The 21,830-nt window shown below is 39.1% G+C and carries 17 protein-coding genes; 10 read left to right on the plus strand and 7 right to left on the minus strand.

Translation table 11 applies throughout. The annotated features are described in order from the left end of the window. The first annotated feature begins 157 nt into the window (after window positions 1-157). Window positions 158-4,156, plus strand: a complete 3,999-nt coding sequence (posA, locus tag F909_RS08260) for a delta-poly-L-ornithine synthetase PosA (protein ID WP_005151543.1) — start codon at window positions 158-160, stop codon at window positions 4,154-4,156. Window positions 4,157-4,245: 89 nt separating this feature from the next. Here posA and F909_RS08255 read toward each other — a convergent pair whose 3' ends face one another. Beyond that, window positions 4,246-5,010, minus strand: a complete 765-nt coding sequence (locus tag F909_RS08255) for a COG4705 family protein (RefSeq protein WP_005151544.1) — start codon at window positions 5,008-5,010, stop codon at window positions 4,246-4,248. 159 nt (window positions 5,011-5,169) lie between these two features. Here F909_RS08255 and F909_RS08250 point away from each other — a divergent pair, with 159 nt between their 5' ends. Continuing rightward, the gene (locus F909_RS08250) at window positions 5,170-5,730 is read left to right on the plus strand and encodes an undecaprenyl-diphosphatase (RefSeq protein ID WP_005151546.1); all 561 of its coding nucleotides are present in this window, start codon (window positions 5,170-5,172) and stop codon (window positions 5,728-5,730) included. Between the two features lie 122 nt (window positions 5,731-5,852). Here the strand turns inward: F909_RS08250 and F909_RS08245 are convergent, their stop codons facing one another. The 6 genes from F909_RS08245 to tssH are packed head-to-tail and all read right to left on the minus strand — an operon-like array spanning window position 5,853 to window position 13,430. Continuing rightward, on the minus strand, window positions 5,853-6,821 hold the full coding sequence (locus tag F909_RS08245) for a M15 family metallopeptidase (RefSeq protein ID WP_171067316.1): 969 nt from the start codon (window positions 6,819-6,821) through the stop codon (window positions 5,853-5,855). A gap of 3 nt (window positions 6,822-6,824) precedes the next feature. Next, window positions 6,825-7,430: a hypothetical protein gene (locus tag F909_RS08240; RefSeq protein WP_005151551.1), complete on the minus strand. Its 606-nt coding sequence runs from the start codon at window positions 7,428-7,430 to the stop codon at window positions 6,825-6,827. 10 nt (window positions 7,431-7,440) lie between these two features. Next, complete coding sequence (gene icmH / locus F909_RS08235; RefSeq protein ID WP_005151554.1) at window positions 7,441-8,247, minus strand: type IVB secretion system protein IcmH/DotU; 807 nt, start codon at window positions 8,245-8,247, stop codon at window positions 7,441-7,443. Between the two features lie 10 nt (window positions 8,248-8,257). Next, on the minus strand, window positions 8,258-9,622 hold the full coding sequence (gene tssK, locus F909_RS08230) for a type VI secretion system baseplate subunit TssK (RefSeq protein ID WP_005151556.1): 1,365 nt from the start codon (window positions 9,620-9,622) through the stop codon (window positions 8,258-8,260). Window positions 9,623-9,638: 16 nt separating this feature from the next. Continuing rightward, the gene (tssA, locus tag F909_RS08225) at window positions 9,639-10,736 is read right to left on the minus strand and encodes a type VI secretion system protein TssA (protein WP_005151558.1); all 1,098 of its coding nucleotides are present in this window, start codon (window positions 10,734-10,736) and stop codon (window positions 9,639-9,641) included. 27 nt (window positions 10,737-10,763) lie between these two features. Further along, complete coding sequence (gene tssH / locus F909_RS08220; protein ID WP_005151559.1) at window positions 10,764-13,430, minus strand: type VI secretion system ATPase TssH; 2,667 nt, start codon at window positions 13,428-13,430, stop codon at window positions 10,764-10,766. Window positions 13,431-13,802: 372 nt separating this feature from the next. On the opposite strand from tssH, the gene F909_RS08215 reads away from it, so the two are divergent. From F909_RS08215 to F909_RS08180, 8 genes are all read left to right on the plus strand, one after another. Beyond that, window positions 13,803-14,510 (plus strand): hypothetical protein, encoded by a 708-nt coding sequence (locus F909_RS08215; RefSeq protein ID WP_005151561.1) that lies wholly within the window; start codon window positions 13,803-13,805, stop codon window positions 14,508-14,510. Between the two features lie 19 nt (window positions 14,511-14,529). Next, window positions 14,530-15,033 (plus strand): type VI secretion system contractile sheath small subunit, encoded by a 504-nt coding sequence (gene tssB, locus F909_RS08210; RefSeq protein ID WP_004805522.1) that lies wholly within the window; start codon window positions 14,530-14,532, stop codon window positions 15,031-15,033. Beyond that, on the plus strand, window positions 15,026-16,507 hold the full coding sequence (gene tssC / locus F909_RS08205) for a type VI secretion system contractile sheath large subunit (RefSeq protein WP_005151563.1): 1,482 nt from the start codon (window positions 15,026-15,028) through the stop codon (window positions 16,505-16,507). Before tssB ends, tssC begins: the two co-directional genes overlap by 8 nt. A 51-nt stretch (window positions 16,508-16,558) precedes the next feature. Next, complete coding sequence (locus F909_RS08200) at window positions 16,559-17,062, plus strand: Hcp family type VI secretion system effector (protein ID WP_005151564.1); 504 nt, start codon at window positions 16,559-16,561, stop codon at window positions 17,060-17,062. 78 nt (window positions 17,063-17,140) lie between these two features. Continuing rightward, window positions 17,141-17,617: a type VI secretion system baseplate subunit TssE gene (gene tssE / locus F909_RS08195; RefSeq protein ID WP_005151566.1), complete on the plus strand. Its 477-nt coding sequence runs from the start codon at window positions 17,141-17,143 to the stop codon at window positions 17,615-17,617. Between the two features lie 12 nt (window positions 17,618-17,629). Further along, complete coding sequence (gene tssF / locus F909_RS08190; RefSeq protein WP_005151570.1) at window positions 17,630-19,438, plus strand: type VI secretion system baseplate subunit TssF; 1,809 nt, start codon at window positions 17,630-17,632, stop codon at window positions 19,436-19,438. Next, entirely contained in the window at window positions 19,402-20,397 is a 996-nt protein-coding gene (gene tssG, locus F909_RS08185; protein ID WP_005151572.1) for a type VI secretion system baseplate subunit TssG, read from the plus strand. Before tssF ends, tssG begins: the two co-directional genes overlap by 37 nt. Beyond that, window positions 20,397-21,821 (plus strand): hypothetical protein, encoded by a 1,425-nt coding sequence (locus F909_RS08180; RefSeq protein WP_005151574.1) that lies wholly within the window; start codon window positions 20,397-20,399, stop codon window positions 21,819-21,821. Before tssG ends, F909_RS08180 begins: the two co-directional genes overlap by 1 nt. Window positions 21,822-21,830 lie beyond the last annotated feature (9 nt).

The raw sequence follows: 21,830 nt of genomic DNA on the forward strand, positions 1-21,830 counted from the left end.
AGTGGTCAGATTGATCACTTTTGTTTTGTTCTAGTTTTTATTGTTTATTCAGACATCACACTTTAATGTTGTTTTAAGTTGCTCTCTTTACTTTACCAGCTAATACAAATACCTCATTTCGTATTAGCTGGATCAGAACATTAAAGAGAGTATAAAAATGAACCAATGTGTGATGAGCGCAAAAAATATTATTCGTGGTAAGCACCACCCAGAATTTTTACAGCATGAAGTCCTTGCCGATATTTTTATTCAAACGGCACAAACATTCCCAGAAAAAATCGCCCTGATCGAATCTGAGCAAGAGCTGCGTTATGGTGAGCTCTACCAGCAAGCCTTGCTCATGGCGCAGCATTTAACCCTTAAGGGCGTAAAAGCTGGTGATATCATTGGCTTATGGCTGCCGCGAGGTATTGAATTATTAAAATCTCAGTTGGCGATTTGTCTGAGTGGCGCAGCTTGGTTGCCGTTTGATATGGATACCCCAGCAGATCGTATTGCGGTTTGTCTGGAAGATGCTGCGGCAGTAGGGATGATTACCAACGATGAATGGTATGAACATCTACAAGATGTTCCACAGACTAAATGGACTGATACTGAATTACAGCGACCGTTGTATGAGACTGTGGAATTAGCCAAAACCACACCCGAACAGCCTGCCTATATTATTTATACCTCGGGCTCAACAGGAAAGCCGAAAGGCATTGTGATTACCCAGAAGAATATTTGCCATTTCCTACGTAGTGAAAACAGTATTTTAGGGATTCAGGAACAGGACAAGGTTTATCAGGGTTTCTCCGTTGCCTTTGATATGTCCTTTGAAGAAATCTGGTTGTCTTATCTCGTTGGGGCAAGTTTGTGGATTGCACCAAAATCCTTAGTCAGCGATCCAGAACGGTTATGTCAAACGCTGAAACAGCAACAGATTACCGTATTACATGCTGTACCAACTTTGTTGGCTCTATTTCCTGAAGATGTCCCGAACTTGCGTATTATCAACTTAGGTGGGGAAATGTGCCCTGATTCATTGGTGGAACGTTGGGCCTTACCACACCATCAAATGTTTAATACCTATGGCCCGACTGAAACGACAGTGTCTGCCAGTTTAGAATTATTACAGCAGGGCAAGCCCGTAACCATAGGTAAACCACTACCGAATTACGGCATGTTGGTGATTAATGCAGAGCGAGAGTTATTGGCTCAAGGTGAAACGGGTGAGCTTTGTATTTTTGGTCCGAGTGTCGCACAAGGCTATTTAGGCCGAGCTGATTTAACCGCTGATAAATTTATTGAGAATCCTTGGGCAAATAATGAGGATGAAATCAGCTTGTATCGTACTGGAGACCTCGCCAAAATTGATGAGTTTGGTCAGGTGCATTGTTTAGGCCGTGCCGATGATCAAATCAAAATTCGGGGTTTCCGTGTCGAACTCGGTGAAATTGAAGCTGCATTATGTGATCTTGATGGGATTGGAACGGCAGCAGTCATTCTAAGAGTTGAAGATGGTATTGATCAGCTGATTGCTTTTATTGCACCTGAGTTGGAGGCAAAACAAGCGATTGAAATTAAGCAGCTCAGATACCAGCTTAGTCAACGTTTACCGCCGTATATGGTGCCAAATCGCTTTGAAATTATTGAAGAAGTGCCACGTTTATTGTCTGGGAAAATTGACCGTAAGGCATTGAAAGCCCGTCCATTAACCAGCGTGATTGATCGGAGTGAATCTGACCAGCCACAGAATGAGGCTGAAGAGATTTTATTTGAGATTTTGAATCGTTTATTTCCGAATATCCCCATCAAGTTAGACTCAGATTTCTTTGATGATCTCGGAGGACATTCCTTACTCGCTGCTGTACTGATCTCGAATTTACGTGAACATTCTCAATATAGCCATCTGACCATTCAAAGCTTATATCAGGCCAGAAAAGTCGGGGCGATTGCAGCTTTAATGTTAGAACAACCTGAACCTTCCGTATTTGATCGTCAGATTGGACAAGACAATCCGCGCAATCAAAGCTATAAATGGCTTTGTGGGATTGCACAGGTGGTGACGATTCCTGTACTGATCTCGATTAATATTCTGCAATGGTTGGCACCATTCTTTACCTATCACTATTTCACAGGTGGTACACGAGATAGTATTCCTTATGCAATCGTGCTGTCATTATTGGTTTATATCAGTGTGATTATTGCCAGTTTTGCAGTTTCAATTACGGTAAAACGTTTACTGATGTTAGGGGTTGGTGCAGGTCGTTATCCATTATGGGGAATGACGTATTTCCGTTGGTGGTTAGCTGATCGGATCAGCAGTATTTCACCTGTATATTTACTTTCTGGTTCAACCTTATTGAATTTATACCTTAAAGCACTTGGGGCGAAGATTGGGCACGATGTCACCATTAGCTCAGTGCATATCCGTATGCCATCTTTATTACAGATTGAAGATGGGGTCAGTATTGGTTCAAATGTAAATCTAGAGAATGCCAAAGTGGAACACGGGCATTTGGTCTTAGGTTCCATCCAACTCAAACAAGACAGTTATGTAGGATCGTATGCTGTATTGGAAGAAAATACCGTGTTAGAACGGCAAGCGCATGTGAATGCTTTAACCTCAATTGAATATGGGACGACGGTACCGGCAGGTGAAATTTGGGATGGAACACCAGCGAAAAAAATAGGTCATATTGATGAGCTTGAATCATTAGCTGCACGTCCAAAGTTATCTTTACTGCGCAAATTTTCTGAATATGGTTATTACAGTGTCAGTGCTTTAATCATTGCGTGTTTGTTCTTTATTCCGATTTTTCCAAGTTTTTTATTGGTCGACTGGTTAGATGTCAATGTGTTTAATATTGACCCAAATAATCATGTTCAAACGGCATTGTATTATTTCATTCTTGCCATTCCTGCCAGTGCCATGATGATGGTCATTACCGCATTAATCTCTTCAGCTATACGTAAGGTTGTATTACCGCGTTTAGAGACAGGCACTTATGCCATACATGGTGGTGTTTACTATCGTAAATGGTTCGCAGCTCAGATTTTAGAAACTAGTTTACAGACTTTACATGGTTTGTTTGCAACCTTATATGCTCCGACATGGTTCCGGATGTTGGGCGCGAAGGTGGGTAAAAATACAGAAATTTCGACTGCCACAGGTGTAATTCCTGAAATGCTGACTCTAGGTGAGGAAAGCTTTATTGCTGATGCGGTCATGTTGGGCGATGAAGAGATTAAAGGCGGCTGGATGACGTTGAAATCTACTCAAATTGGGAATCGTAGTTTTGTTGGGAATAGTGCTTATATCGCGGATGGTACAGTATTACCTGATAATGTTTTGATTGGTGTGCAATCGAAAACGCCAGATAACCGAGAAATGTATTCAGGTCAGACATGGTTTGGTTCGCCACCTTTACTGTTGCCAGCGCGTGAAGCAGCAGCGCAATATCCAGATCATCTAACCTTTAAACCAAGTATCAAACGCCGTTTCATGCGAGGGCTGATTGAGGGTTTACGTATTGTATTACCGACAGCACTTGCTATTGGTGTAGGCTATATGATTGTTTTAGAAGTGATTGATGTCATTAATGACTATAGTATTGCGATGGGGCTATTGGCTTTAACTATGGCTGGACTGTTATATGGTGTCGGTTGTTTTGTCATTGTGACCGTATTGAAATGGGCTTTAATTGGACGTTATCAACCACGTTCATCACCCATGTGGACGATGTTCGTCTGGTTAAGCGAAGGCATTACTAGTCTCTATGAATCTGTTGCCATTCCAAACTTTTTGAATTATTTAAGAGGGACTCCGATGTTGCCTTTCTTCTTGCGTCTTTTAGGCGTCGGGATTGGTAAGGATGTCTATCTGGATACGGTTGATATTACTGAATTTGACTGCGTAAAGATTGGGGACCGTGCTGAGTTTAATAGCTTCTCTGGACCTCAAACGCATTTATTTGAAGACCGCATCATGAAAATTGGTCAAGTCAATATCGGCAGTGATGTCGTGGTGAATTCGCGTAGTATCATTTTATACAATGCCAATGTGGCCGATCATGCGGTATTGGGTCCACTGACGTTGGTAATGAAAGGAGAGAATATTCCTGCAAAATCAGCATGGATTGGCTCACCTGCAGTGCCTTGGAAACATAGTTAATTATTTATAAGTGATCACAAAAAGGGATAAGAAAATAATTTTTTCTTATCCCTTTTCTATATGTGCTGTGAAGAGGATTGAAGAAAGATTTAATGTGCTGTTGAAGCAGGTTTGGATTTAAAAAACACTAAACAAACAAGGATAAAAGCCAATAATACAAAAGAAGCACCGAATCGGCTTAAATCCAGCCCACCGTGATCAAGTGGTTTATCTAAAAAATCACCTAAGACAGCACCGAGAGGCCTAGTTAAAACAAAAGCCGACCAGAATAAAAATGTTCTAGAGATTTTGGTCCAGTAATATAAGGCAATCAAGATAAGCAGTAATGCACCAAAGATCAGAGCAGCCCCTGTATAACCTAGTCCTTGGGTATCTGCCGTCCAGTCACCAAGCGCTGTTCCTAAGGTTTGAGAGAACATAATGGTGACCCAGTAAAAGGCTTCGGTCTTTGCAGACTGGACACTGTTTACCGCAATATTGCCACAGCTCCAATACCAGATCGTAAGCGAGCTAAGCAGTAGAGTGAGTAAAATAATACTCCCCCCGAGATAACCTATGCCTAGAGAACGATCGACGAAATCAGCAATGGTGGTTCCCAGTGTAGTGGTTGAGATAATGGTTGCCCAATATAAGAAAGGTTTGTATTGTTTGGCTTTCATTTGCAATGAAACAAAACCAATAAAAATAATAGAAAAAATACATGTACTTAAGATATAACCTAGATTGAGCGACATTGATAAAGCATCACCAGCCGTTTCACCGAGTGTTGTTGCTGCAATTTTTATAATCCAGAATAGCAATGTCACTTCAGGTACTTTGCTCAATACGTCAGACAGACTATTTTTGTTATCCATAATTCACTCCAATTGAAGGGTGGATCAAATTTAGGATTTTTTTATTAATAGCGACTTAAAATTAAATTGTAATGCTGTTAGGTTTTTAAGCGTATTTAATTTTATTTTAAGCTGATCTTTTTATATTTGCATCGTCAAACCATCATGGAACGATTGACGATGTCAATTGAAACTATCGATATCAGCTTGTTTAATTGGATTAATTCGACTGCAACTCAAAATCCTATTTTAGATAAAGCTGCATTATTCGCTTCACATAATTTAATTGCTGTATTATTTGTGTTTTTAATCACCTCATTGTTTTTTAGGGATAAAAAATACCGAGTACAGTTTATCAAGATGCTTATTACCATCGTCGTTTCTTTATTGGTCACGCAATTCATTCATGCGATCTATTACCATCCACGGCCATTTGACCTTGGCATTGGGCATATCCTAACAGGGCATGGTTCATCTTCTTCATTTCCAAGCCAACATACCTTGACTGTGGCAACGATTGCTTTTTCTTACTTAGTTTCGGGCTATCGAAAAATAGGAAGTGCAGCATTGCTATTGGCTTTAATTGTTGGTTGGTCAAGGGTTTATATTGGTGTTCATTTTCCTTTTGATGTATTAGGCTCATTTATTATTGCTTTTATATTGGTATTAGGAATGAATGTAATATTTAAGGAATTTATTTTTAAAGTGAAAAAAACAGTTCCCATATCTGTTGTTGATTAAGCTAAATTTAATATTATTGTTATTTTGATTATACAAAAAATATCTTAATTTTATATTAGAATTAAAACCTATGGATATTTATATGCATAGGTTTTATTTAATTTAGGCTTATTCTGAAAAAATTAAGACTCATCTGCCCTTGCTGTTAACTGTCCTTCTGCAGTCAGTTGTTCAGCCATTTTCTTGGTTTTTCTTAAGCCCGGCATACGATATTCTGTATGTCCAAAGTCTTTAATCGATTTCCAGCGGCCACCCCAAGTTAATCCGACAGACTCGGCAACTTGTCCATATAGCTCATAACCACGCATAGCCCAAGGATCGCGTTCAGTAATCACGACTTTACCATTGCGCTTAAAGGCAACATCCGCTGCTAAACCAAACTGGTGATAGCTTTGATAGCCTTTAGCACGGGTTGTATTTGGATTACCTGCTAACATATTTTGGCGACTTGGGCTGCGATAGCCTTCAAGTAAAACTAGCTCATAACCATGTTGTTCTTTCATGATTTTAAAGACCATGAGCAGACGTTGCTTATAGCGTGGATTGATTTTGTCCCATTTACGATCAACCAGGGATGAATCCAAGCTGCCATGAGAATGGGTTATTGGAATCTCAATTTGAGATGCATCAATACTTGGATCTGTCGGGTGCTGAGCTTGATAAGCTTGTTCTAAACGAGTTGCCTCTACGATTGCATCTCGGATCAGCGTATCGTCAACATCGGGCGGAGGACTGAGCATTTCACCATTGAGTAAACTATAAATCTGTGGGTCTGTTTCTTTTAAATACTCTGCTTCAATTCGTGTGGAATTGATCGGGCGTGTAAATGCAAAAATCATAATACTGGCAAATAAAAAGAAGCCCGCGATTAAAATCCACCATTGCTGTAGGTGCCAATGAGATTGTAGTTTTTCTGGCGAAGCTGCTTGATGCATATTCTCTGCGAACTGCATGGCATTGACGATTTTCTTTTTGCTGCTTGGGAGCAGTGAATGCAATAAGTGTTTGGATTTATGGCGTAGCTCATAAGACATGAGCAACGTCAATCCAATTGCAACTGCAACGAAGCAGAAGAAGATAAACCAAATCATTTTTTATTTGAGGTCATTTACAGCAAAAGGCTTTTGGGTCACTTTAATTTGTACTGTTGCTTCTGGCGCTTCAACTTCAGCTTCAGGTGTTTTTGTTGGAGCGGCTTTCGCTGGTTGAGGGGCTGCTGGCTTAACAGTCTTATTTGTCATTGGCACGGTCTCATTTTTCCCCTGCGGTAACTTTGTAGGAACGACCTTTTGCTGTGGTTTGGCATTTGGCTCATTGGCAAAAGGGGAAACCTGCTGCCCACTCGGAGCAGGCGCTGCTGGTGTGCGCTGGAAGAATTTGTTTAAATCATTACTTCCTGGTTGAGCAATGTTATTCTCTTCAACGGGTTCTGTTGTTTCGTGCTGAATAGTCGCAACTTCATCCGTATTATGAGTTGTTGCTTTTGCATTCGGCATGACGGTTGGATTTTCTTCAATCGTTTGTTCTTGCTGTGGCATTGCTGTATCGGCCGGATTTGAACCCATAACAAAAACAAAGAAAATCAGAGAGGTAAAAAGTACCCCTGAAATAAATCCAATAATTATATAAATTACAGGCGATAAGGTTTTTTTCTTATTGGTCTGTAATATGCGTAAAGAAGTTGTTCTTTCCTGAGTCATACGTTATCAACTAAGGCAAATGAATGGTGATATGTGCTTCCTCAGCTGGTGCAGAAATCACATTTTGATAAGGGTTTAAAGCAGCCTGATTTTGTTTTGACAGCATGAACTTTAAACCCGCAAAAGTGAGTGCAGCAAACATCAGCAAGAAGATCAGAATCCAGAAAAAAGGAAGTTCATGATGAATAATATGTTTAATCTGATCAGGAATTGCTGCAAATGGAGAGAAGGCTGCTTTTTTACCTTTGAGATAATCAATCTCATCGCCGACACGAGCGACCAGATGGTTTAAGCTCTCGACTGATTCAAGTCGATACTTCCCTTGAAAACCAAGCAATAAACAGTAATGGAAAACTTCAAGCGAAGCCAAACGCTCTTTGCCACGACTACGTAGTTGTTCCAGTATTTCAAAAAAGCGGTAACCTGCGAGTTGAGAACCGAATAAACTCAATTGTAGCGGACTGATCAACCAAGTATTTTGCAAATTAAAATAAGCAGGGTCTTGCTGAGTCGCAATGGTTTCATCAATTAGTGCACAAAATGCATATTTTGAATCATGAATATCATCCGCAGAAAATTGCAATCGTTTGGCTTGTTGCTCAAAGCGATTTAATAGATCCAGAATCTTTTCACGAAAATCATTCGGATTGGCAGGAATATAACGATTACGAATTAAGAAAACCAGATAAAACCCATCATGCAATAGGTCAATCAAATTGGTCACTTGTACTTTATTCTGTGGTTGATCAGCGGTAGGGAGACCTGAACCGATTTTTCCATCATCAAATAAAGAAGGGATGCCTGTTGGTTGAGTCATTGTTGTTCTCTTAGCTATTCATTACAGCAATCAGTTCAATACTAATATCTTGGAAGCCAGCAGGCACATAGATACAGATGGATTCTGACTCAAGCATACGTTGATAAAGTTCGTGATGCGGTTCAATCTCAAAATAGCTCACACCTGAACGCACTGGAATAGCAGTCGGCACTTGCATTAAATGATGAAGTGGAACAGCTGGAAGCGCTGCAATTACACGTTGTTCGACGTCAATGGTACTACCCACTTTAAAACGTAATGGAACGATTTGGATCAATTCGTGAGTTTGCATCATACTGCTTGAAACAGCCACGTAAAGACGCGTATCGCGAGTAATCTTGTCGGACTCGAGACTACCAACCCAATAAGAAGGTCGAATTTCTTTCAAGGAAATACTGAAATAGCGACTTGAAATAATGGTATCCAGTAAATCTCTTAAAATTAGATCCAGCTGTTGAAAGCTGTCTTGCAATTGGTGATGTTTATAGTAAGGTAAATGATCAACATCATACGCCGTAGAGAAGGTCAGTAATGATCCTGTTAAACGTAACAATTCTGAGAATAAACGTTCTGGGTGAATCAATGGATACTGCAACAGGTGGTTTAAGCCTGCATAGGCCGTATTTAAAGCATTAATCAGCCAGAAAGAAACGATATCACCCGAACGGAACTCAATCAGTTTCTGTTCATTTTCACGATTATTACTTTGAATGGTTTTAATTTTGGCCTTAATCACGTTAAGCGTACGCTTTAAGTTATTAATTAAAGATTCCGAAGCCGCAATATGTAAGATGGGTGGAATAAATTTATTGTCCAGTTCAAAATGACCTGAACTTTGACGTTTAATTTTACCGACTGGAATATATAAGAAGCCATCTAGATTTTGACTGGGTTGAATATGTTGTTCTAATAATTTGAATTCGGCACGACGACGTAACAGATTCAGCTCAGCAGGACTGGCATCGGTAAAAAGATCATGTGTTTCTGTCAAATAATTATGATAACGGCTAGAAACTGAACGTGTTTCATCCGCAATATTTTTCTTATTGGCCTGCAAGATTGGCAGTGCTAGATAAACTGTCATTTCACCTTGTAGATTTAAATCATCTAACAATAATGGTTCAGGTAACAAATCTTGCGCAGGCGCATGATAAATTTCACCATCTTGCCAAATAATTTCAACTTCTTGCAAAGCCAAAATATGGGTAGAAAGCTGAACTTCATCAAATTTTAATTTCTGTACACCGTAAGCATGAGGGATCATCGCTCGAATGGTGTGATTTAAGCGTTGTTCATGGTAGGTATCTTGAATCTGGAAATGCTGAGGACGTAAAAATAAGCCTTCACCCCAAAGAATCTTTTCTGCTTTAAACATATTTATTTACCAACAATTATTCATATTCATTCTTTGGCTGAACACCAAGAGTATCCTGTAGCATTTGTAAAGGATGTTCTTCCTTAATGACCTGAGTCAACCATTCATGTAGCGGCATTTGACTCCATTTAATGGTTTTTTGCAGCATATAGCTGACAGGGCTATGCGGTTCATTTTTTTGAAAATAAGTGGCAATTTCTTGTAGTACACGCATTGCCTGTTCACGATTTTCAACATGTGATTGAACTTGTGGCTGGAAAGACAGCTGGTTTTGAGGTGCAGAAGATTGTGTCGTCACGGGTTGTACCATCGGCGTTGTCGATGTTTCGACTTCTGTAATGACTGCTTGAGTTGTTTGCTCAAACAAATCGGTCTTATAAATCTTTTTCAGCGTGATATGAATGGTATCTAAACCTGAATCGATCGCGGCAAAACTTGGTGAATCTAGACCGAGTAGGCCATCTAGAACCTGCTTGAGTGTCGCCCATTGTTGCAGGATTTCATTAAAGTTCTGATAATTTTGACGTTGAAAAGATTTATCGGTATTCGCTAAAGCCTGTTCAAACTGCTCTAATTCTGTTGGACTGTTTGATCCTTCATAATCATCACTCTGTTTACGACGAACGTTCTCGTGATAGAGGAAGTTGTCATAGTCGAGTAAATGATAAAAAGGAGCTTGGTTCATCAATGAGACTTTTTTGATGAGTAAAGGCAGTTGATTAATCAGACCTTGTAATAAACCAATACGTTGGTCCAGATCATCATCTTCGACCTCGGGGTGTAGTGTGAGCCAATATTGTTCTAATAGGCGATGGCTTAACTCAAGACTTTTGGCAACACCTTCAAAACCATAAAGATTTGCCCAAGCTTCTGACAGCCATGTGAGCAAACGGATATCTTTACTTTTTGATTGAAGTAGATCAATCGATGTCGCTGCGACAAAATCCCAGTCGGCCTGTTTGGGTTCAGTGACCCAGTCGCCTTGATCAAGCAGCACATCATCTTGGGTTTTTGCCTTTTTAATGGCATGAAACTCATTTGAAAATGAGTAATCTTCACCGCAAGGTGACTGCTCATTGATCGGCGTTAATAAAGATAAAATATCCATATGCATCACAAATTGGGCTCAATCTTAAAAATTTTAAACTTCAGCTTTGGCTTTTTTACTTGAACGTTTTTTAGTTGCCTTTTCAACCGGATCTAATTGATAGGTGATTTCATCATCTTTGGTATCAATCACGATCAGCTTCGGTAATTTATGCTCGGCTAACGCAACTAAAATTTCAGTTGCCAAAGCAGGCAAGACGGTAGAGTTGAGAATGTTATCTACATTCCGCGCACCACTATCCACCTCAGTACAACGGCTTAATAACAATTCAATTAAATCATCAGAATATTGAACTTTGGCTGCATACTGCTTCTCAATACGAGCTACGATTTTCCCAAGCTTATGCTTGATGATACGAACCAGAAGTTCATCATGCAGTGGGAAATAAGGCACGATACGCATACGACCAATAAATGCAGGTTTAAATTGTTTATATAAACTTGGTTTTAGATGTTCGATTAAATCTTCTGCATGTGGCCAATCTTCTACAGGTTGATTTAAACACGCCTGCATAATTGCACTTGAACCTGTATTTGAGGTCAATAGAATGGTGGTGTTTTTAAAGTCAATTACACGACCTTCACCATCTTCGAGCATGCCTTTATCAAATACTTGATAGAATAATTCTTGTACATCACTATGTGCTTTTTCGATTTCATCTAAAAGCACGACACTATAAGGGTTACGACGAACTGCTTCGGTCAGAACACCACCTTGACCATAACCAACATAGCCTGGAGGAGCACCTTTTAGTGAAGAAACAGTATGTGCTTCCTGATATTCAGACATATTGATGGTAATGAGATGTTGTTCACCACCATAAAGTTCGTTGGCTAAGGCAAGCGCAGTTTCTGTTTTACCCACACCACTTGGACCAATCAGAATGAATACGCCTTGTGGCTTATTTGGGTCTTCTAACTTGGCTTTGGAAGTTTTAATACCTTGAACCAATTGGGCAAGTGCATAATCTTGCCCCATGACGCGTTCACCCAGTTTATCTTCAAGTGTTAAAATTTGTTTGATTTCATCATTGACCATATTACCCACGGGAATACCAGTCCAATCAGCAATAATTTCATTGACGATCTGCGCATTAACACGTTCAAACACCAAAGGGGTTTGACCCTGTAATTGTGCCAACTCAGCTCTTAACGAGGCAATCTGTGTTTTATTATCCGTTTCAGCTTGCGCATTCAGTTGCTGAATTTGTTTAACTAAGCCAAGCTCTTGTTGCCACTTAGTTTCAGTCTCCTGAATTTCCGTTTCTAAGCTGGAGAGTTGTTGATTAAGATCATCTAGGCGTTGGTGATGAACAGGGAACTGTTGGTGTTCATGCGTGAGGATTTGATGTTCTAATTTCAGATTATGCTGTTGTGCTTTCAGTTGATCTAAAATAACGGGTTGTGCATTTTGAGTCAGTGCAACACGGGCAGAAGCGGTATCCAATACACTCACGGCCTTATCTGGAAGTTGGCGACCACTAATGTAACGATGTGAGGCTTGAACGGCAGTAATAATTGCTTGGTCATCAATATGCAAATTGAAATGACTTTGCATGACAGGAATCATGGCGCGTAACATATCAATTGCCACGTCTTCAGTTGGTTCTTCGATCTTAACCACCTGAAAGCGACGGCTAAGCGCTGCATCTTTTTCAAAGTATTGTTTGTATTCGGCCCAAGTGGTCGCAGCAATAGTTCTTAATTCACCACGCGCCAATGCAGGTTTGAGTAAGTTAGCGGCATCATTTTGCCCAGCTTGACCACCCGCACCAATCAAAGTATGTGCTTCATCAATAAACAGGATAATAGGATGAGCCGATGCTTGGACTTCTTGAATGACTTGTTTTAAACGGTTTTCAAATTCACCTTTAACGCTTGCACCCGCCTGTAACAAGCCCATATCCAATACATGCAATTGCACATTTTTGAGTGCTTCTGGAACTAGGCCTTGAGCAATTTTTAATGCAAGGCCTTCAACCACTGCAGTTTTACCCACACCAGGCTCGCCCGTTAAAATGGGATTGTTCTGACGACGACGCATCAAAATATCTAACATCAGACGAATTTCAAACTCGCGACCAATCACTGGATCAATACCACCATTCTTGGCTTTTTCAGTCAGATTAATGGTGTATTGGTCAAGGGCCGGTGTTTTTGCTGCTGTAATCGTTGATTGAATTTCGGTGGGTTCTACTGCTGAAGCAGTTGTATTTTCTGTCTGTGCTTGTTCGCTACTTTTTCCACAAATATCGAGAAACTTATGTTTCATGGTATCGATTGGGAAAAGTTCAAATAAACTTGATGCTCTAAAGGCAATTTGTTGTAAATCGGGAGCAGTTAACAAAGCAATCAATAAATGACTACTGCGAATTAAAGGTGTTTGTTCTGCTGAGGCAAGCAGCCATGCCTGTTCAAATAATCGAACAATTGATTTTGCAAAGATTGGAGTGCGAGTATTGCCCTTAGGTAAAGAAGTGATAGTTTCTTTTAAATCAGTAATTAACGCATCTGGAGAGATATTATTTTTTTTTAATAAAATATGTAAATCATTGACTGTATTTTGATTTAATAATTCAACGAACAGATGTTCAATTTCAATCTCATAATTCAATTGGTTAATACAGAAATTTGCAGATTTTTCTAATGCAGTACGAGTAGGAGGTGATAGTTTTGTGATTAAAACCTTTAAGTTACTCATTTATTACTCACAATAATTTTTAAATACCAAGTCCTATTCGCGAAGTTCTAACTTGATATGGTTGTTTTTGCTAGAAATATTTTTTGAATAAAATCAAAAACTTAATATAACTCTACACGAGTATACAGATTATTCTACAACAAAAAATGTCACTTTTAAACAAAAATTGCACGGGATTAAATTATTTTTTACAAGAATGTCTGTCATGAAAATTTAATAATGTTAATAAACGTAACTAGTATTGACTTTATATGTGTTTTTTTTGTTAAATTCGCGGAAATGATGTAAATGTACAAAAATTGACGAGTAAGAGGGTTTTTTAACAATAATTGTCAGCTCTTCAATTATAAGTTAAATAATACGAGGCATATTTTGAAAAAAGGTATTGTAATTTCAATTCTTTGTATAACAGCGAGTTTAATAGGTAATTCGGTTTATGCTGATGATAAAGAAATAAAACCAATTAAATTAAAAAGTAAATGCATAAAACAATATCCGTTGGCTGCAAACCAAACGGATCATGCTTTATTGGATATTTATCAACAAGCTTGTGATAAAGATAATGCTTCGCGTCTAAATGATTTATTGGCCCAAGCCGCAATGCGTATGTATGAATTAAAGCAACCGATGAATGCTTTAAAACTGGCAACGCAATTACAAGAGCAAAACGTACGTGGCGCAACTTTAACTGATGTTACTTTTTTAGCCAGTGTTGACGTGGCCAATCAAGCATTGCAGCACATGCGTTCAACTGAAATGCGTTATTTGAGCAATGAACTTACTTATCCGCCAGCAAAACAGCTGAGTGACAGTATCCGTGCTGCTGTTCCTGCCCCTGACACTTCAACGAGTAAGGCAATCACAGACGAGTCCGTGAAGAGGGAAGTTCGGAATACTTCGACCAATAACACAACGCGACGTACAACAAACAGAAAAGTACGTACAACACAACCGACACGTAGTACTGTAAATCAGACAACTGCACCCGCTAAACGTCAAACGGCGGTAGCACCGACAGTTACTAAACAACCAAATACTGTTCAAAAGACAGGTTCGAATCCATTCGATTCGTTGAAATAATAATCAAGGGTGAAAAGTTATGGCAAAGAGAGAAAGCGTACAGAAAAAACTGCAACGCATACGTCCCCCTCGTGTACAACTGACATACGATGTCGAAGTTGGTGATGGTAAAGAGTCAAAAGAACTCCCTTTTGTTGTTGGTGTAATGGGTGATTTCTCAGCTGCATCCGAGTTGGAAAAAACCAAATTAAAAGACAAAAAGTTTATCAATGTCGATTTAGATAATATTGATGAAGTCATGGAATCTTTAGCACCGCGCGCAGCTTTCCAAGTTGAAAATACCTTGACGGAAGAAGGCGGACGCATGTCTGTTGATTTAACGTTTAACTCAATGGAAGATTTTCGTCCTGAACAAGTGGTTCAACAAGTTGATCCATTACGTAAACTTGTTGCAGCGCGTGAACGTTTGACTGATTTACGTAATAAAATTTCAAACAGTGAACGTTTAGAAGATTTGCTGGATGAGGTATTAAAAAATACTGATCAAGTTCGTCAATTGAGTGCGGAGGCTGAAAATGAGTAATTTACAAGCAGCCACTGCAGCAAGTGTGGAAGCTGAATCAGCAAATTTGTTGGATTCAATTGTTGAGCAAAGTCGTATTGCACGTAATGACGATGAACATGTTCGTGCAAAAAGTTTGATTGGTGAGCTGGCAAAAGAAGTGATGGCAGGAACGATTACAGTTTCTGAAAACATGACCTTGTCGATTGATAAGCGTATTGCTGAAATTGATGCGCTCATTTCAAATCAATTGAGTGAAATTATACATCACGAACAATTTCAAAAAATCGAATCAACTTGGCGTGGACTTTACTATTTCTGCCAAGAAACACCATCTAACTCAATGATCAAAATTCGTATGTTAAATACGACTAAAAAAGAGTTGGTGAAAGACTTCCAAGGCGCAACTGATTTTGATCAAAGCACCTTGTTTAAAAAGATTTATGAAGAAGAATACGGTTCATTTGGTGGTGCACCATATGCAGCTTTGATTGGTGATTTCGAGTTTGATCGTACACCATCAGATATGTATTTATTGGAGCAAATCTCTCATGTTGCTGCAGCAGCGCATGCGCCATTTGTTTCAGCAGCAAGCCCAAGCATTTTAGGTCTTGAATCGTTTACGGATATTGACCGTCCACGTGATGTTTCAAAAATCTTTGAAACAGCAGAATATGTACAATGGCGATCTTTCCGTGACAGCGAAGACTCTCGCTATGTTGCATTGACTATGCCGCACGTTTTAGGCCGTTTACCGTATCATCCGAAAGAGGGGACTGCAACGGAAGGTTTTAACTTCATCGAAGACGTCTCTGGTGAAAATCACGATGATTATTTGTGGATGAATGCGGCATATGCATTTGGTACCCGTTTAACTAATGCATTTGACATGCATGGTTGGTGTGCTGCGATTCGTGGAGTTGAAGGTGGTGGTTTAGTTGAAGGCTTGCCAGTACATACCTTTAAAACCTCGGATGGTGAAGTTGTATTTAAGTGCCCAACTGAAATTGCAATTACAGACCGTCGTGAAAAAGAACTCAGTGATCTTGGTTTTATCCCATTGGTTCACTGTAAAAATACCGATTATGCTGCTTTCTTTGGTGCACAATCTGCACAAAAACCGAAGAAATATGACAGTGATACAGCGAATGCGAACTCAGCACTTTCAAGCCAAATCCAATACATCATGGCGGTATCGCGGATTGCTCATTACTTGAAAGCAATGATGCGTGACAAAGTGGGTAGTTTTGCATCTGCAGGCAATGTTGAAGCATTTTTAAATGAATGGCTTTCTCAATATGTCTTGCTAGATGATGGTGCATCTCAAGAAGCAAAAGCACAATATCCGCTTCGAGAGGCATCTGTAAAAGTTGTAGAAGATCCTGCTCAACCGGGTCACTACAAGTCTGTGGTTTTCTTAAGACCGCATTTCCAGCTGGACGAGTTATCTGTTTCTTTACGACTCGTGACTGAACTACCTCAGTCCTCAAATTAATAATGAGATCAGCTAGATAATAACTTTAAATAAAATAGAGGTAAATTTTAAATGAAAGATATATATGTTGAGTTTCGTGGTAAGTACAAGGTAGACGGAGAATCTCGCGATTCTGAACACAAAGGTTGGCTTGAAGTTAACTCTTGGGCTCATAACATTCGTCAACCAAAATCTGCGACTTCAAGTAGCGTTGGTGGCCACACTGCTGAACGTGTTGAACACTCAGACATGATTTTCGTTAAAGATTTGGATGCAACGAGTCCAAAACTTTGGGAAGCTTGTTCTGCGGGTTATACATTTGACGAAGTACAAATCGATTATTACCGTGCAAATGGTGACAAGCGTATCAAGTACTTACAAATCAAATTGAAACACGTACTTGTATCTAGCGTTACACCAACTGTAAATGAAGAAGGTGTACCAACAGAAACATTTGGTTTGAAATACGCTGCTGTTGAGTGGACTTATAACCAACAAGACATTAACGGTACTGCGAAAGGTGCTGTTACCAAGAAATGGTCACTTTCTAATAACACAGCTTCATACGCTGCGTAATCTGTATTGTGATTCTCTAATAGGGGTTAATAGTTGCCTATTAGCCTCTATTTTTTCCAAGTTTTTGTTCTTATAAAAATGAATTTAGATCATTTATATCCATACGGATTCAGATCAACATTATTTGATCGTTTAGTACCAGAGCAAGAAGATTATTTAAGAGGGATGTCGATTCAGCAATTACGAGAGTCTGTTGCTCGTGATTTGGAAGACTTACTGAATAGTCGAATTGCACAGTTTGAACGAGATATGGATGAATTCCCACTGGCAAAAAAATCGATTTTGCAATTTGGAATCATAGACTTTGTTGGCCTGTCGACCGCTAATCCACTCGATCGGGACAAGATTTGCCAATCGATTGAGCAGTCTATTGCAGCGCATGAACCAAGATTGCGGCAGATCAAAGTTGAGATGCTCTTGGATGGCCATAATATGGGATCTCTGTGTTTAAGTATTCAGGCTTACTTAAATATTCATCCACTCTATGAACCTGTTTTTTTTGACGCTTTACTCAAACCAACAACACAACAATATGTTATTTCTGCCAGAACTTAGTGTGAGCGAACTGTGATAGAGCAACTTTTACCGTATTATGAAAAACAACTACAAGAATTCGGTCAACAATCTCGAGAGTTTGCGCAGAAATATCCGAAGATTGCGCAACGCCTATCTTTAAATCAAGAACAAATTGATGATCCACATATTGAACGGTTAATTCAAGCCTTTTCTCTGATCGCTGCACGTATCGATAAAAAGTTAGCAGACAGTTATGACCTGTTTACTCATTCACTATTTGAGGTCATGTTTCCTCAATATCTACGTCATTTCCCAGCGTGTACTGTGGTGAGTTTTGAAGATATAAATAAGCTCAAACAACTTACCGCTGCACATATCATTCCGCAGAAAACTGCCTTGAAATCTCGTAGTTTTAAAGGGGTTCAATGTGAGTTTAATACCAGCAATGAAGTACGCTTGTTACCGATTACATTAACCAATCTTGAATTTCAGACGTCGCCAAGTACACATATGCATTTGAATCAGAATGCGACTTTGAGTCTGAAATTTGAAATTTTTAATGATGTTCAACAATGGCTTTTGGATGAAAAACTGCCGATCTATTTGGATGCGATTTCAAATTTTCCTTTGCAGGTTTTGGACAGTATTTTTCGTAAAGAAACGGGCTTTTCGATTCGCGTCGGACAACGCGTGGTTGAAATTGCCAATCCATTTGCCGTAATGGGATTTAGCGAGCAGGAAAGCCTATTACCGATTGATCAGCATACTCATCATGCTTATCGCTTGTTGATGGAATACTTTTGTTTTCCAGAGAAGTTCAACTATTTGAACTTTGACCTAAGTGTTTTAAAAGGTTTGTTACAACAGCAGAATAGTTTTGAAATCTTGATTCATCTCAAACTGAATTTGAATGACCAAGCACTTGTGCGTAATTACTCAGAACTGAATATTGCTAACTTTAAACTCTTTACCACGCCTGCAATCAATCTGTTTGAAAAGCAGGCTGAACCACAAAAGATTTCACATACACAACTGCAATATCCTTTGATTACGGATGCACATCATCCTGAGTTGTATCAAGTTTATTCAATCATTGAAATGAACATGGTACGTGAAAAAACCAATCAGGAACAAACTCATCTCCCTGTTTTACCATTTTTTGCGATGAGTCATTATCACAATGATAAGGTTCAATTTTTCTATTCTTTAAACTATTTGCCGACCCAAACCAAAACCATGCAGATGGGCTATTCAATTGTTTCTAAGCATTTGAAGCCTTATGAAATTAAGTCTGATTTTATAAGTACCAGATTGCTTTGTTCAAATGGTGATTTGCCGCATGAGGCATTAAGCCAGAGCAATAATATTCTTAATTTAAATGATAGTAGTCTGGCGAGACGTGCTTTGATTCTAAAGCGTCCGACTTCTCCTTATCATTTTGATAAAAACAGCAACGAGCAGTGGCGCATTATTTCTCATCTTTCACTCAATACCTTGGCACTGATGAAAGGGGATGCATTGAGCCATGTAAAGGAACTGTTGGCTTTATATAATTTACCGCACTCTAAAGAAAATATTTTATTGATTGATGCTTTGAAACAGCTGAATTTCTCAACCACCAACAAGCTGATGAATGCGAAGCCTTTCCCTATGTTTATTCGTGGCGTAAAAGCAGAATTGGCCGTGAATAAGAGTGTATTTAGAGGTCATAGTTTATATATTTTTAGCCAATTATTGAGTCATATTTTTAATCTGAAAGTTCAAATTAACAGTTTTGTTGATGTGGTCGTCAAAGATAGTCTTAACCAACAGGAGATATACCAATGCGTGCAGAACGTTGGTGGCAAGACTCTTCTGTAGTCGATCAAGTCTTTCAAAAATCTGGATCGTTTGAGTTTGTTCAATCGACACGTTTGTTGCGCCATCATTCAGAGGCAGTACAACAACAGGATTGGTCTGACAATTTTAAATTTGGCACATCTTTTAGTTTAAGTTTCCCCGCGACAGAGATTGAAGAGCTGAGCTATCAAGATCAGCGGATTCATTTGACCAATTTAGTGGTCGGCTTAACAGGTACACAAGGTGCGCTTCCTTATACTTATACCAATAAATTAAAACAAAGTACGCGTCAGCAACGACTTGAGATTAAAGAGTTTCTAGGTTTATTTAACCATAAGCTTACGGCCAAATATGTCGATGCCAGTTTGACTTATAATCTGGCGGTTCGATATGAAATCGAACAAGATAATCATTATCTAGATATTTTGCATGCCTTAAATGGTTATGTCCGTTCACAGCATGAACAACATGATTTAGATGAATATTTTGCAGAATTTTCTGGTTTGATGCAGGGGCAAAACAACACAGCACATGCTTTAAAAACGGTTTTGTCTTGTGTGTTCAATGAGCAAGTACAAATACAAGAATTTGTAAAAGAAAAATTTAAGCTGGGTGATGAACAAAAAACCAGTTTGGGTGGAAATAATCCGAGCTTACTTGGAGTGAATACCTTTTGTGGTGATACCGTTCAGCAAATTGATGGAAAAATCGAGATTCAAATTGGACCTTTGTGTCGTGAGCAGTATTTAGCTTTTTTACCTGATCAGCCCTTAAATAAAAAGTTAAAACATTTAATCCAAACGTGGTGCAGTCCAACGTTATTTATTGATGTACGTTTAATTTTAGATAAGCGCGAAGTTACGCCAATTCGCTTGGACTCAGGACATGAAATCGGTTTGGGACAGGGTGCTTTTTTAATGCCATCGGCCCAACTAGAACATAACAGCGAAACTCGTTATGCACTTTTAGGAGCGGCATAATGATAAAGAAAATTCTGGCAACCTTGATTAGCTGTTTTATTTTGGTTGGATTAATTGTTATCTATTATTGGAGAGATATTCAATATCAACCTGAATCTGCTGATCTGATTAATTATTTCCTGATCTTGCCTGTTGCGATTACGTTCATTTTGCTTTCACCTTGGTTGATTTATAAAGCGTACAAACATCATCAAGAGAAAAAGCAACAAGGTATATTGGCTGCGCAAAGTCAGGAAGGCGGTTCAACTGAAGCCCAACCGATTGCACAAGAGAGTAAATGGTTAAAGTTAAATTTATATGCAGCGAGTGCCTATAGTGCTTTAGGGGAAAATGATTCAATTATTGAGGGGATTAAACAGTTTATTAGCCCGCAGTTAGACCATAATCTGGTGAACTTTCATGGCGTTCCCATTCTTTCTTATCGAATTGAAGCATTAGATCCACAAGTTCAGAGTGACAATGAGGAGGAGTTGCAGTTTTTACCTGTCCGACAGCAGCGCATCATGGCATTGATTCACCATCAACTTGAACAGCATACCGAACTTTTAGTCTCTATCTCTGATCACTTAAAGCAGTCTAGTTTATTTTATGAAAGCCAAAATCTGCATGAATATCGGATGCACCCAGCGTGGATTGATCCGAGTTTTTCAGGAACAGAGGATGGTGAGGCGATTCAGGTTGAACAAGTTTATCGTTTAGACAAGCTGAATCTACATATCATATTGTCTGAGGATGTGGTGCACACCTGGAATGATGCGAGTAGTAATGAAGAACTTCAAAGCATTTTTTATAATCTAGGCATCATCCCGCAAAAATTTCATATTGAATATCATTATCTCAGTGCCGCATCGACAGAGCAGCATTTGGTTGAGTTATTTGAACGGATTCAGAATCAACCCCATGAAATTTCACTCATTCTTGCCAGTGATTCTGAAATTGATCAAGACATTATTGATGAAAAGTCTTGGGGAGCCAGTGCTTATATTCCTGCCGAATTTATTAGCAGTAGTTGTTTGGCGCATCCGGAGGTTCAACTGGCGCAGTTGCAGCCAGAAAAGACATTTAATCTGGTGTTAAATCAAAATAATTTAAATCAGATATTCCAAGAATTAAAGATTAAGGACTTACCACAATATCAAGCGGAAGAACCTTTTGTTCTGGTCGTTGATGATGCTGCAGACATTAAAGTTGTGAAAAAGTTAGAGCAGTTCTTTACCCAAAGCCCAGTAGAACCGCACCATTATTTATATTGCAAACCTATTTTAGGACATACCCAAAACATTGCAAAACTTTTTGGATTGATGTTGGGGGCACATCTTCCTGAGCAACAAGTTGCTTTTGTTTATGGACAAAATTTACAAGCATTTATTCAAGCGTTTCCTGAGGTCGAACTAGATCAGGACAGCGTAGCAATTGCTAATTGATTAACTTTA

Origin of the sequence: Acinetobacter sp. ANC 3929 (assembly GCF_000369405.1) — a bacterium.
GTDB lineage: Bacteria > Pseudomonadota > Gammaproteobacteria > Pseudomonadales > Moraxellaceae > Acinetobacter.